10 protein-coding genes are annotated in these 14053 nt (G+C 70.8%); 4 read left to right on the top strand and 6 right to left on the bottom strand.

The features are described 5' to 3' along the window. Positions 1-189: 189 nt before the first annotated feature. From ACKOQ4_RS13420 to ACKOQ4_RS13410, 3 genes are read left to right on the top strand one after another with little or no spacing between them, the layout of a single operon-like run. Positions 190-9336, top strand: a complete 9147-nt coding sequence (locus tag ACKOQ4_RS13420) for a fatty acid synthase subunit beta domain-containing protein (RefSeq protein ID WP_526292616.1) — start codon at positions 190-192, stop codon at positions 9334-9336. Between the two features lie 11 nt (positions 9337-9347). Then, positions 9348-9740, top strand: coding sequence for a holo-ACP synthase AcpS (acpS, locus tag ACKOQ4_RS13415; RefSeq protein WP_526292614.1), 393 nt, complete (start codon positions 9348-9350; stop codon positions 9738-9740). Positions 9741-9749: 9 nt separating this feature from the next. Then, complete coding sequence (locus tag ACKOQ4_RS13410; RefSeq protein WP_526292612.1) at positions 9750-11081, top strand: dipeptidase; 1332 nt, start codon at positions 9750-9752, stop codon at positions 11079-11081. Here the strand turns inward: ACKOQ4_RS13410 and ACKOQ4_RS13405 are convergent. The 4 genes from ACKOQ4_RS13405 to bcp form a co-directional block, all read right to left on the bottom strand. After that, positions 11078-11662: a VldE C-terminal domain-containing protein gene (locus tag ACKOQ4_RS13405; protein ID WP_526292610.1), complete on the bottom strand. Its 585-nt coding sequence runs from the start codon at positions 11660-11662 to the stop codon at positions 11078-11080. The genes ACKOQ4_RS13410 and ACKOQ4_RS13405 overlap by 4 nt on opposite strands. Before the next feature lie 80 nt (positions 11663-11742). Then, positions 11743-11988, bottom strand: coding sequence for a hypothetical protein (locus tag ACKOQ4_RS13400; protein ID WP_526292608.1), 246 nt, complete (start codon positions 11986-11988; stop codon positions 11743-11745). 10 nt (positions 11989-11998) lie between these two features. After that, positions 11999-12235 (bottom strand): hypothetical protein, encoded by a 237-nt coding sequence (locus ACKOQ4_RS13395; protein ID WP_526292606.1) that lies wholly within the window; start codon positions 12233-12235, stop codon positions 11999-12001. Between the two features lie 71 nt (positions 12236-12306). Then, the gene (gene bcp, locus ACKOQ4_RS13390; RefSeq protein WP_526292604.1) at positions 12307-12786 is read right to left on the bottom strand and encodes a thioredoxin-dependent thiol peroxidase; all 480 of its coding nucleotides are present in this window, start codon (positions 12784-12786) and stop codon (positions 12307-12309) included. 101 nt (positions 12787-12887) lie between these two features. Between bcp and ACKOQ4_RS13385 the strand changes: the two genes are divergently transcribed. Then, a complete protein-coding gene (locus ACKOQ4_RS13385) occupies positions 12888-13112 on the top strand; it encodes a DUF3618 domain-containing protein (protein WP_526292639.1) in 225 nt (74 codons plus the stop codon). Between the two features lie 4 nt (positions 13113-13116). Here the strand turns inward: ACKOQ4_RS13385 and ACKOQ4_RS13380 are convergent, their stop codons facing one another. Beyond that, on the bottom strand, positions 13117-13254 hold the full coding sequence (locus ACKOQ4_RS13380; protein WP_526292602.1) for a hypothetical protein: 138 nt from the start codon (positions 13252-13254) through the stop codon (positions 13117-13119). Positions 13255-13384: 130 nt separating this feature from the next. Then, positions 13385-14053 (bottom strand): VldE C-terminal domain-containing protein (locus tag ACKOQ4_RS13375; protein ID WP_526292600.1); only part of this gene is annotated, 669 nt, incomplete at its 5' end.

Raw genomic sequence — 14053 nt, 5'->3', positions numbered from 1 at the left:
GGCTACTCGACCGTAACCGGGCGCACGCAGGACGTTTGGATCGGCGCTCTTCGGCACCCCACTGCCGCCCGTTACCCGATATCCGGGTTACTCGTGCGTAGAACTCGTCGGTAACAAATTCCGGCGCGGGAATTCACCGGTTCATATGGGAATCTATTACGCAACTCACGCGCGATCCAGGAGACCGGTTTGACGATCCACGAGCACGACAGGCTGCCCACGGGCGACTACGCCGGCCGGACGGCCACGCACGCGCTCGTCGACCGGCTCAACGCCGGGGAGCCCTACGCCGTCGCCTTCGGCGGGCAGGGCGGCATGTCGTGGCTGGCCGGCCTGGAGGAGATCGTCACCACGGCCGGGATCGAGTCCGAGCTGGCCCGCATCGCCGATGAGGCCGACCTGCTGCTGGAGCCGGTGGCCGACGAGCTGGTCGTGGTTCGGCCGATCGGGTTCACGCCGCTGAGCTGGGTGCGCTCGCTGGCTGCCGGCGAGCCGGTGCCGGGCGCCCAGCAGCTGACCTCGGCGGCCGTGTCGGTTCCCGGGGTGCTGCTGACCCAGATCGCCGCGATCCGCGCGCTGGTCCGCCAGGGCCTGGACTTCGCCGCCGCCCCGCCGGTCGCCATGGCCGGCCACTCCCAGGGCGTGCTGGCCGTCGAGGCGTTGCGGGCCGGCGGGGCCAGGGACGTCGAATTACTGGCGCTGGCTCAGCTCATCGGCGCCGCCGGAACCCTCGTGGCCCGCCGCCGCGGCATCATGGCGCTGGGCGAGCGCGCCCCGATGGTGTCGGTGACCAACGCCGAACCGGATCGCATCGCCGCACTGCTCGAGGAGTTCGGCCGCGACGTGCGCACCGGGGAGGCTCCGGTGCTGTCGATCCGCAACGGACGCCGCTCGGCCGTCATCACCGGCACCCCCGAGCAGTTGTCCCGGTTCGAGATCTACTGCGAACAGATCTCCGAACGCCAGGCCGCCGAACGCAAGAGCAAGCAGCGCGGCGGGGCGGTGTTCGCCCCGATGTTCGACCCGGTTGCCGTGGAGGTGGGCTTCCACACCCCCCGGCTCTCCGACGGGGTCGAGATCGTCGCGCGCTGGGCGCAGGCGGCCGGGCTCGACGCCGACGTGGCCCGAACCCTGGCCCAGGACATCCTGATCGAGCCGATCGACTGGGTCGCGGCCGTCAGCGACATCGAAACCGCCGGTGCCCGCTGGATTCTGGACCTGGGACCAGGGGATGTTCTGACCCGCCTGACCGCCCCGGTGATCCGCGGGCTGGGCATCGGTATCGTCCCGGCCGCCACCCGCGGCGGCCAGCGCAACCTGTTCACCGCCGGCGCCGCTCCCGAGGTCAGCAAGCCCTGGTCGAGCTACGCGCCGTCGGTGATCACCCTGCCGGACGGATCGGTGAAGCTGTCCACCAAGTTCACCCGGCTCACCGGCCGCTCACCGATTCTGCTCGCCGGCATGACCCCGACCACCGTCGACGCGCGAATCGTCGCCGCCGCCGCCAACGCCGGGCACTGGGCCGAGCTGGCCGGCGGCGGGCAGGTCACCGAGCCGATCTTCGAGCGCCGGATCGCCGAACTGACCGAACTGCTCGAGCCCGGCCGGGCTGTTCAGTTCAATGCACTGTTCCTCGATCCCTACCTGTGGAAGCTTCAGGTGGGCGGAAAACGACTGGTGCAGAAGGCCCGCCAGTCCGGTGCGCCGATCGACGGTCTGGTGATCAGTGCCGGGATACCCGAACTCGACGAGGCCGTCGACATCATCGAGGAACTGCATCGCGCCGGGATCGCCCACGTGGTGTTCAAGCCGGGAACCGTCGAGCAGATCCGCTCGGTCATCCGGATCGCCGCCGAGGTGCCGACGCGGGCGGTGATCGTCCACATCGAGGGCGGCCGCGCCGGCGGACACCACTCCTGGGAGGACCTCGACGACCTGCTGCTGACCACCTACTCCGAGCTGCGCTCGCAGCCCAACATCACGGTGTGCGTCGGCGGCGGCATCGGCACCCCGCAGCGCGCAGCGGAGTACCTGAGCGGACGATGGTCGCTCGGCCACGGCTACCCGCTGATGCCGGTGGACGGAATCCTGGTCGGCACCGCCGCGATGGCATGCCTTGAGGCCACCACGTCACCGTCGGTCAAGCAGTTGCTCGTCGAGACCGCCGGCACGGATCAGTGGGTCGGCGCCGGAAAGGCGCTGAACGGCATGGCATCCGGGCGCAGTCAGCTCGGCGCGGACATCCACGAGATCGACAACTCCGCGTCCCGCTGCGGCCGGCTGCTCGACGAGGTCGCCGGTGACGCCGAGGCGGTGGCGTCGCGTCGCGACGAGATCGTCGCCGCGATGGCGCGGACCGCCAAACCCTACTTCGGCGACGTCGCGGACATGACGTACCTGCAGTGGTTGCGGCGCTACGTGGAACTGACCGTCGGCGGCCCCGAAGGGCCCTGGTTGGACATCACCTGGCGGGACCGCTTCGCCTCGATGCTGCAGCGCGCCGAGGCCCGGTTGAACCCTGCCGACACCGGCACCATCGAGACGCTGTTCGGCGACGGCGAACTGCTGGAGAACCCGGACCGGGCCATCGCGGCGTTGCTGGAGCGCTACCCCGATGCCGCCTCGGTGCTGCTGCACCCGGCCGACGGGCCGTTCTTCGTCGAACTGTGCAAGACGCCGGGCAAGCCGGTGAACTTCGTGCCGGTGATCGACTCCGACGTCCGCCGCTGGTGGCGCAGCGACTCGCTGTGGCAGGCGCACGACGCCCGCTACAGCGCCGACCAGGTGTGCATCATCCCCGGCATCGCCGCCGTCGCCGGAATCACCCGCGTCGACGAGCCGGTCGGGGAGTTGTTGGACCGCTTCGAGGGCGCCGCGGTCGCCGATCTGCTCGCCGCCGGCGCACAGCCCGAGCCTGCGGCCTCCCGGCTGCAGGTCCGGCCGGACGTCACCGGACCGCTGGGCATCGTGCTCGACTCCCCGGACGTGCTGTGGGCGGGCCGCACCGCCTCCAACCCGGTGCACCGGCTGGCCCCGCCCGCGGAGTGGCAGGTGCACGACTCCGTCTCCGCCACAAGCCATTCCACCGGCGCGCGGCTGGAGGTCGTCGGCTCCGACCGGGTGGTCCTGCGCGTTCCGCTGTCGGGCACCTGGATCGACATCGCCTTCACCCTGCCGCCCACCGTCGCCGACGGCGGCGCTCCGGTCGTCATCACCTCCGACGCCGCGGCCGCGATGCGCTCGGTGCTGGGCATCGCGGCCGGCGGTGCGGCCGAGGCGACCACGGTGCGCGTGCACTGGGATCCCGAACGGGTGGCCGACCACACCGGGGTCACCGCAACCTTCGGGGCTCCGCTGGCGCCAACACTGTCCACGGTCCCCGACGCGCTCGTCGGCCGGTGCTGGCCGGCCGTCTTCGCCGCAATCGGCACCGCCACAACCGAATCGGGCTTCCCCGTGGTGGAGGGCCTGCTCAGCCTGGTACATCTCGACCACGCGGCGCGGTTGCTCAGACCGCTGCCCGCGCAGGGCACCGAACTGGTCGTCACCGCGACGTCATCGCACGCGGTGGACACCGAGGTGGGCCGGGTGGTTCCGGTCACCGTCAACGTCAGCGACACCTCTGGGGCGGTGCTGGCGGTGCTCGAGGAGCGTTTCGCCATCCTCGGCCGCACCGGGCCCGCCGAACTCTCCGACCCGGTGCGGGCCGGGGGAGCGGTCTCGGAGAACGCCACCGACACCCCGCGCCGCCGGCGCCGCGACGTCCGAGTCACCGCGCCGGTGGACATGCGGCCCTTCGCGGTGGTCTCCGGGGACCACAACCCGATTCACACCGACCGGACCGCCGCGCTGCTCGCCGGTCTGGGTGAGCCGATCGTGCACGGCATGTGGCTGTCCGCGGCCGCCCAGCACGTCGTCACCGCCACCGACGGCAAGCCGGGATCACCCGGCAGGCTGGTCGGGTGGACCGCCCGGTTCCTGGACATGGTGTCCCCGGGTGACGAGATCGAAATCCGGGTGGACCGGGTCGGAATCGACCTGGGCGCTGAGGTTCTGGAGGTCGCCGCCCGTGTCGGTGACCGGCTGGTCATGGCGGCGACCGCCCGGCTCACCGCGCCCAGGACGGTCTACGCATTTCCCGGGCAGGGCATCCAGCATCAGGGCATGGGCATGGAGGTACGGGCCCGCTCCAAGGCCGCCCGCACGGTGTGGGATCGCGCCGACGCCTTCACCCGCGAGCACCTCGGTTTCTCGGTGTTGCACGTGGTGCGCGACAACCCGACCACACTGACCGCCGGCGGCACGCACTTCCAGCACCCCGAGGGCGTGCTCTACCTCACCCAGTTCACACAGGTCGCGATGGCCACGGTTGCCGCCGCGCAGGTCGCCGAGATGCGCGAGCAGGGCGCGTTCGTCGAGGGCGCCATCGCCTGCGGGCACTCCGTCGGCGAGTACACCGCGCTGGCCTGCGTCACCGGCGTCTACGAGCTCGAGGCGCTGCTGGAGGTGGTGTTCCACCGCGGCAGCAAGATGCACGACATCGTCCCGCGCGACGAACTCGGCCGGTCCGACTACCGGCTGTCGGCGATACGGCCGTCCCAGATCGACCTCGAGGACGCCGACGTCGTCGGGTTCGTCGCCGAGATCGCCGATCGCACAGGGGAATTCCTGCAGATCGTCAACTTCAACCTGCGCGGCTCGCAATACGCGATCGCCGGCACGGTGCGCGGCCTGCAGGCCCTCGAGGAGGAGGTCGAGCGCCGCCGCGAGATCACCGGCGGCAAGCGCGCCTACATCCAGGTGCCGGGTATCGACGTGCCCTTCCACTCCGACGTGCTCAAGGTCGGGGTCGATGAGTTCCGCCGGTCGCTGGAGCGCATCATGCCGCGCGACGCCGACCCCTCGGTGCTGATCGGCCGTTACATCCCGAACCTTGTGCCGCGGCTGTTCACCCTCGACCGCGACTTCGTCCAGGAGATCCGCGACCTGGTGCCCGCCGAACCGCTCGACGAGATCCTCGCCGACTACGACACCTGGATCACCGAGCGTCCCGGGGAACTCGGCCGCCGCGTGGTGATCGAACTGCTGGCCTGGCAGTTCGCCAGCCCGGTGCGCTGGATCGAGACCCAGGACCTGCTTTTCACCGAGGAGGCCGCCGGCGGTCTGGGCATCGAGCGCTTCGTCGAGATCGGGGTGCGCTCCGCGCCGACGGTAGCCGGGCTGGCCGCCAACACCCTCAAACTGCCCGAATACGCCTACAGCACGGTAGAAGTGCTCAACGCCGAGCGCGACGCCGTGGTGCTCTTCGCCAACGACACCGACCCCGAGCCGGAGTCCGAGCCGGAGGCCGAGACCGGGCCTGCGGCGGCCGCTGAGCCGGCGCCGGCCGCCGTCCCGAGCGCCCCGGCCGCGGCCCCCGGTGCGCCCCGTCCGGACGACATCCCCTTCGACGCCGCCGACGCCACACTGGCGCTCATCGCGTTGTCTGCCAAGATGCGCATCGACCAGATCGAGCCGCTGGACTCCATCGAGTCGATCACCGACGGCGCCTCGTCCCGGCGCAACCAGTTACTGGTGGACCTCGGGTCCGAACTCGACCTCGGCGCGATCGACGGCGCCGCCGAGGCGGATCTGACCGCGCTGCGCGGGCAGGTGGCCAAGCTCGCCCGCACCTACAAGCCGTTCGGCCCGGTGCTCGCTGATGCGGTCAACGATCAGCTGCGGGCCGCGCTCGGACCGTCCGGAAAGCGTCCCGCCGTGATCGCCGAGCGGGTCGCCAAGACCTGGGAACTGGGCACGGGCTGGGCCCGGCACGCCGCCGTCGAACTCGCGCTGGGCACCCGTGAGGGCAGCAGCGTGCGCGGTGGCGCGCTGGGCGGGCTGGTCGAGGGCGCGCTGACCGACGCCGCCGCGGTGGACGCGGCGATCGACGCCGCCGTCGCCGCCGTCGGCGCGCGCCGCGGCATCCCGGTGGCGCTGCCCTCGGCCGGCGGACCCGCGGGCGGGGTGGTCGACTCGGCCGCGCTGACCGAGTTCGCCGAGACCGTCACCGGGGCCGACGGCGTGCTGGCCTCGGCGGCCCGGATGGTGCTGGGCCGGCTGGGTCTGGACGCGGCGGCCAGCGCACCCTCGACGGCCACCGACACCGAACTGATCGACCTGGTCTCGGCGGAACTGGGCGCTGACTGGCCGCGGCTGGTGGCGCCGGTGTTCGACGCCCGCAGGGCGGTGCTGCTCGACGATCGCTGGGCCAGCGCCCGGGAGGACCTGGTCACTCTGTGGCTGGCGGACGAGGAGACCGTCGAGGCCGACCTGCCGCGTCTGGCCGGGCGGTTCGAGGGGGCCGGCCGCGCCGTGGCCACCCAGGCCGACTGGTGGCACGACCGCGCGCTGGCCGAGGGCCGGTCCGCGCACGTCTCGCTCTACGCCCGGATCGCCGCCGGCGCAAGCACTCCTGAGCCCGGCCGCTATGCCGGTGAGATCGCCGTGGTGACCGGTGCCTCGAAGGGTTCCATCGCCGCCTCCGTCGTGGCCCGGCTGCTCGAGGGCGGCGCGTGCGTGGTCGCATCCACCTCCCGCCTCGACGACGAGCGTCTGGAGTTCTACAAGTCGCTCTACCGCGAGAACGCCCGGTTCGGCGCCGCCCTGTGGGTGGTCCCGGCCAACATGGCCTCCTACGCCGACATCGACGCGCTGATCTCCTGGGTGGGCGATGAGCAGACCGAGAACCTCGGGCCGCAGGCCGTCCACGTCAAGGACGCTCAGACGCCCACCCTGCTCTTCCCGTTCGCCGCGCCCAGGGTGGCCGGTGACCTGTCCGAGGCCGGGTCACGCTCGGAGATGGAGATGAAGGTCCTGCTGTGGGCGGTCGAACGCCTCGTCGGTGGGCTGTCGGCCATCGGTGCCGATCGCGACATCGACTCCCGCCTGCACGTGGTGCTGCCCGGTTCGCCCAATCGCGGCATGTTCGGTGGCGACGGCGCCTACGGAGAGTCCAAGTCCGCGCTCGACGCCGTGGTGGCCCGGTGGAGCGCGGAGTCGTCGTGGGCTCAGCGCGTCACCATCGCCCACGCGCTGATCGGCTGGACCAAGGGCACCGGGCTGATGGGCCACAACGACGCCGTCGTCGACGCCGTAGAAGCCGCCGGGGTGACCACCTACACCACCGGCGAAATGGCCGGGATGCTGCTCGACCTGTGCACACCGGAGGCCAGGCTGGCCGCCGCGGCGGCGCCCGTCAAGGTCGACCTCACCGGCGGCCTGGGCGATGTCGAACTCGACATGGCAGAGCTGGCGGCCCGCGCACGGGAGGAAATGACCTCGGCCGCAACGGGTTCCGGCGACTCCGAGGCTGACGGCATCACGGCGCTACCGTCGCCGCCACGCGGATACCAGGGTGCCCCGCCGCCGGACTGGCCGGACCTCGACGTCGACCCGGCCGACCTCGTCGTCATCGTGGGCGGCGCGGAACTGGGTCCCTACGGATCCTCGCGCACCCGGTTCGAGATGGAAGTCGACAACGAACTCTCCGCTGCGGGCGTACTGGAACTGGCCTGGACCACCGGGCTGCTGAAGTGGGAGGACGATCCCAGGCCGGGGTGGTACGACACCTCCACGGGGGATCTGGTGCCCGAGGCCGAGATCGCCGAGCGCTACCACGACGAGGTCGTCGCGCGTTGCGGCATAAGGGAATTCGTCGAGGACGAGGCCCTGGCGGCCGACCACTCGACCTCGCTTCTGGTCAGCGTCTTCCTGGACCGCGACTTCAGCTTCATGGTGTCCTCGGAGGCCGAAGCCCGCTCCTTCGAACGGTTCGACCCCGCCCACACCGTGGTTCGCCCGGCGGGTGACTCCGGAGACTGGGAGGTGATCCGCAAGGCCGGCACCGAGATCCGGGTGCCGCGCAAGACCAGACTGTCCCGCACGGTCGGCGCGCAGATCCCGACCGGCTTCGACCCGACGGCCTGGGGTATCAGTCCCGACATGGCCGCCTCTATCGACCGGGTCGCGCAGTGGAACATCGTCGCCACCGTCGACGCCTTCCTGTCCTCGGGCTTCACCCCCGCCGAACTCCTGCGGTGGGTCCACCCCACGATGGTGGCCAGCACCCAGGGCACCGGCATGGGCGGCATGACGTCGATGGAGCGGATGTTCCACGGCAACCTGCTGGGAACGCCCAAACCCAACGACATCCTGCAGGAGGTGCTGCCGAATGTCGTTGCCGCCCATGTGATGCAGTCCTATGTCGGCGGCTACGGCGCGATGGTCCACCCGGTAGGGGCATGCGCCACCGCCGCGGTCTCCGTCGAGGAGGGCGTGGACAAGATCCGGCTCGGCAAAGCCGACCTGGTGGTGGCCGGCGGCCTGGACGACCTGACCCAGGAGGCGGTCATCGGCTTCGGCGACATGGCCGCGACCGCCGACACCGCGATGATGCGCGCACGCGGAATCAGCGACGCGCGGATCTCGCGCGCCAACGACCGCCGCCGCCTGGGCTTCCTGGAGGCCCAGGGCGGGGGGACCATCCTGCTCGCCCGCGGCGACCTGGCGCTGAAGATGGGTCTGCCGGTGCTTGCGGTGGTGGCCTACGCGCAGAGCTTCGCCGACGGCGTGCACACTTCCATCCCGGCGCCCGGCCTGGGTGCGCTGGGGGCCGGCCGCGGCGGAACCGACTCCGTTCTGGCCCGCTCGCTGCGCCGGCTTGGGCTGGCCGCCGACGATGTCGCGGTGATCTCCAAGCACGACACCTCCACGCTGGCCAACGATCCCAACGAGACCGAGTTGCACGAGCGCCTCGCCGACGCGCTGGGCCGTTCGGCGGGCGCACCGCTGTTCGTGATCTCCCAGAAGAACCTGACCGGCCACGCCAAGGGCGGGGCGGCGGTGTTCCAGATGATGGGGCTGTGCCAGGTTCTGCGCGACGGCGTCATCCCACCCAACCGCAGCCTGGACTGCGTCGACGACGAACTCGCCGGTGCCGGCCGGTTCGTGTGGCCGCGGCGCACGCTGCGCCTCGGCGGGCGGTTCCCGCTCAAGGCCGGCCTGCTGACCAGTCTCGGCTTCGGGCACGTGTCGGGCCTGATCGCGCTGGCGCACCCGGAGGCCTTCATCGCCGCGCTGCCCGCCGGCGAACGGGAGGACTACCGCCGCCGTGCGGCCGCCCGGGTGCTGACCGGCCAGCGCCGGCTGGCCTCGGCCATCGCCGGCGGCCGGCCGCTCTACGAGCGTCCCGACGGCCGCCGGTTCGACCACGACGTACCGGAGAAGGCCGCGGAGGCCGCCATGCTGCTCGACCCGGCATCGCGCCTGGGTGCCGACGATACCTACATCAGTTAGGGTCAACGCCCGTGCCGATAGTGGGTGTCGGGATCGACCTGGTGTTCATCCCCGACTTCGCCGAGCAGGTCGACAAGCCGGGGACGGTTTTCGCCGAGACGTTCACCCCGGGCGAGCGGCGCGACGCCGCGGACAAGTCGTCGATGGCCGCCCGGCACCTGGCCGCCCGCTGGGCCGCCAAGGAAGCCGTCATCAAAGCGTGGTCGGGGTCGCGCTTCGCCCGGCGGCCGGTGCTTCCCGAGGGAATCCACCGCGACATCGAGGTGATCACCGACATGTGGGGACGGCCCAAGGTGCGGCTCACCGGCGCCATTGCCGAGCACCTCGCCGGGGTGGCGATCCACGTCTCCCTGACCCACGAGGGGGACACCGCGGCGGCTGTCGCCGTCCTGGAAGCGCACTGATCGTCGGTGATGGACGCTCTGATCCAGCGGGTGCGCCAGGTACTGCCGGATGTCCGCCGCGACCTCGAGGAACTGGTGCGCATCCCGTCGGTCTGGTCCGATGAGTCCCGCCGCGACGACGTGTACCGCAGTGCGCGCAAAGTCGCCGAACTGCTGGATGAAGCCGGGTTCGCCTCGGTGGAGATCGTCAGCGAGGGCGGCGCTCCCGCCGTCATCGCGCATCATCCCGCCCCGCCCGGGGCGCCCACCGTACTGCTCTACGCCCACCATGACGTCCAGCCCGAAGGTGATGCGGCGCAATGGGATTCGCCGCCCTTCGAGCCGGTCGAGCGCGACGGAAGGCTTTACGGGCGCGGTACCGCCGACGACAAGGCCGGCATCGCGACCCACCTCGCGGCGTTCCGCGCCCACGACGGCCGCCCGCCGGTGGGTGTCACCGTGTTCGTCGAAGGCGAGGAGGAGTGCGGTTCGCCGTCCCTGAGCCGGCTGCTGGCGGCCCACCAGCACAAACTCGCCGCTGACGTCATCGTCATCGCCGACTCGGACAACTGGACCGCCGACATCCCCGCCCTCACCGTCTCGCTGCGCGGGCTGGCCGACTGCGTGGTCGAGGTGGCCACCCTCGACCACGGCCTGCACTCCGGCCTGTGGGGCGGGGTGGTGCCCGACGCCCTGACCGTGCTGATCCGCCTGTTGGCCACCCTCCACGACGACGACGGCAATGTCGCCGTGGCCGGCCTGCACGAAGCCCACGCGGCGCCGGTCGACCGCGACGCCGGCTGGGTCCGGGCCGAGTCCGGCATGCTGGAGGGGGTGCGTGAAATCGGTTCGGGCACAGTGGCGCAACGGCTGTGGGCCAAGCCGGCGATCACCGTCGTCGGCATCGACACCACCCCGATCGACAAGGCGTCCAACACGCTGATCCCGCGGGCCCGCGCCAAGGTGAGTCTGCGCGTCGCCCCCGGCGCCGATTCGGCCGCCCACCTGGCGGTCCTGCGCCGCCACCTCGAGCAGCACGCCCCGTGGGGTGCACACGTCACCGTCACCCCCGGCGACGTCGGGCAGCCCTACGCGATCGACGCCACCGGTCCGGTCTACGACGCCGCCCGCGCCGCGTTCCGCGAGGCCTGGGGCGCTGAGGCGATCGACATGGGGATGGGCGGCTCAATACCGTTCATCGCAGAGTTCGCCGCCGCGTTCCCGGACGCCACCATCCTGGTCACCGGGGTCGAGGACCCGGGCACCCAGGCCCACAGCGTCAACGAGAGCCTGCATCTGGGTGTGCTGGAACGTGCCGCGATCACCGAGGCACTGCTGCTGGGGAAGCTGGGCTCCGGCTAGTCCAGCGAGTAGGTCTCATCACCCTTCGGGTAGCCGCCGCCGTAGCTGGAGATGTGCACATGGGTGTAGTGGTTGGCGTCGGGGCTGCCGTAATCGGGCATCAGGTGCGGGGTTCCCTTGGCGGGCCGATAGGTCTGCTGCCAGATCACGTACTCCAGGCCGAACTCGTCGGCGTGGTCGAAGGCGAACTCGGTGATCCGGTCGCCCAGGGCCCGTCCCTCGGGGGTGTCCCAGTCGGGGATGATGACGTCGATGGCCAGTCCGTTGGGATGCCATTTCATGCTGTCCGGCCGCACCCCGCCGATCTCCTTGACCTCCGGAAAAGCCGCGCTGATCGCCCGCTCGGCCAGCAGGGTCTGGACCTGCAGGCCACGCTCGTTTCCGACGCCGGGCGGCAGTCCGCGATGGACGGGACGCACCGCGCCCAGCGTCAGCTCGGGCGGCATCACCGGACCGCCGGCGGCCACGACCTGGGGCTCCCAGCGCAGCGGCTCGGGTGGGTGGACGGGGGCGAAGGCCACCGTCGCGGGGACGGCCATCAGCGCCGCGGTCCACGACACCAGGCGAGCGAGACGTGCCATTCGATGGCCTCCGGTCGTCGAGCTGCGCGGGCATGCGCGATCGTTACTTGACCGTGATGTCGGCCGAACTGGTGCCGGTGTTACATCTGGTGCTGCTGATACTGGTCGGGCGCCGCCGACTTTCGCCAGCCCAGGTACCCGAACAGCAAGCTGGCCAGCAGATACACCGCAGCGCCGAGCCACAGCGCGTTGGCGCCCCAGGCGTGCCCCAGGTAGTACGGCTTGTTGAAATACCCGGCGGCGATTCCGAAGCCCATGTTGGCGTGAACGACCCCGGCCCCGGCGAGGAATCCGCACAGGAACTTGAAGAACTCGCGCTTCTTCATCGCGGCCCGCTCAGGCGGCGGCCTGCACGAACCGGTCGGGCTCGGGCCGCCAGGCGAGGTAGCCGAGGCCGATGCTGGCCGCCCCGTAGACCACGGCCTCGGTCAGCATTTTGCCGACGCCCCATTCACGGCCCTTCCAGACCGGCACCGAGATCTTTCCCCGGGCCGCCCAGGCGGCGTAGGCCACATGCCCGTAGCACGCGGCGGCCGCCGCACCGGACAGGAATTTCAAGATGTCCCGCTTCATCGCCCATCCTCCCGTTGATCTTCAGCGTCTCCCGCCGGTCGCCACCGGGGTAGGGGCAAAGGTCATCGGGCCTAGCCGGATCCGGCGATGAACCTCTCGATCAGCGACGCGGTTGCCGCGGCCTTGACGTTGTACCCGGCGGCGGCGATCTTGCCCTTCTCGTCGACCAGGAACGTCGAGCGGATAACGCCCTGCACCGTCTTGCCGTACATCTTCTTCTCGCCGAAGGCGCCCCAGGCGGTGAGCACCTTCCTGTCCGGATCGGACAGCAGCGGGAACGTCAGCGACTCGGCGTCGCGGAATTTCGCCAGCTTCTCGGGCTTGTCGGGGGAGATCCCGACCACGTCGATACCCGCGTCGTTGAGTTCGGCCAGGCCGTCCCGGAAGCTGCACGCCTCCTTGGTGCATCCCGGTGTGGACGCGGCGGGGTAGAAGTAGACGATCACCTTGCGGCCCTTGAAGTCCGAGAGCTTGACGGTCTTCCCGCCGGCGTCGGGCAGGCTGAACGCCGGGGCCTTGTCGCCGACCTCGAGGCGCGCTGTGTCGGTCACTGGTGCTTCCTTCCTCTGGCGGTGTGGCGGCCCCTTTCGTGATCTGGGGGCCCGCGCTGCTCTAGGGTAGAACCCTTCGGAACGTGGAAGCGAGGACGGACGTGGCTGAGCGGGATCCCGAGGTCATCAAGCAGGAGATCGCCGCTGCGCGCGATCGGCTGGCCTCGACGGTCGACATCCTTGCCGAGCGGGCCAACCCGCAGCGCGTGGCCGAGGATCTCAAGTCCAAAGTGCTGGGCTTCCTCAAACAGCCGGCGGTCGCCGCGACGCTGGCCGGAATCGGTGCCCTGACGATGGTGGTCGTGGTTCGGGGAATCCGCCGCTAGTTAGTCAGCGGCGGCGCAGCCAGCCGCCGAAGCCCGGCGGGTTGGCGGAGAGGCCGAGCCTGCTGCAGGTGCGGATGCGGATCGGCGGTTCGTCGTCGTCGCGGGGCGGCTGGCCGGGGTGGCTGTGCCAATCCGTTGCCATACGTTCCTCCCCTGATTATCTGAGCTAATGCTGCGTCTCTTTCCGCCGGAGAATAATTCACAGAATAAGACCACGTCAAATCGGCGTTCGGAGCGCCACGGGAAATTGCGCCGCTACCGGATCGGATTTGCTAGCCGAAGTAGCTCTCGCTGCCGGTCGGGTAACCGCCTCCGACCGTGGCGATGTGCACGTGGGTGAGGTGATTGGCGTCGGGGTTTCCGAGGTCGGGCATGTACGACGCCGTGCCCGACCGGGGGTAGAAGACCCGCTGCCAGATCACGTTGTCGATCCCGAACAGGTCGGCGTTCTCGAACGCGAACCGGACGATACGGTCCCCGAGTTCCTTACCCTCCGGCGTCCACCAGTTCGGGATCATCACGTCTATCGCCAGGCCGTTGGGGTGCCACTTGAGCGGGTCGGCGCGCATCCCGCCGATATCGCTGATCTCGGGGAAGTGCGCGCTGATGGCTCGCTCGGCGAGGATGGTGCGCACCTGCAGCCCTCGCTCGTTCCCGACTCCCGGCGGCAGCGCGAACTTCACCGACCGGTCGGTGGCGAGCCTGGCCGCGATGGCCGCCTCGATGTCGGCCTGGCCGGGAGTGACGATGTAGTGGTTGTAGCCGACCGGGAACCCCGGCCCGGTGACCGCGACGATCTGCGGGTCCCAGTTGACCGGCTTGGGGGCGTCGGCGGCCTTCGCCGACGCCGGAGGGCTCTGGCCGGCCCCCGCCCCCGCGGCGAACAACGCCGCCGCCGGAACGACCAGAGCGGCAACCGCCATCAGCACGCGCTGATATCT

It is taken from the genome of Mycobacterium sp., from assembly GCF_046095365.1.
Classification (GTDB): Bacteria; Actinomycetota; Actinomycetes; order Mycobacteriales; family Mycobacteriaceae; genus Mycobacterium.
The sequence above is the reverse complement of the archived record's forward strand: the minus strand, read 5'-3'. Positions and strand labels throughout refer to the sequence as shown.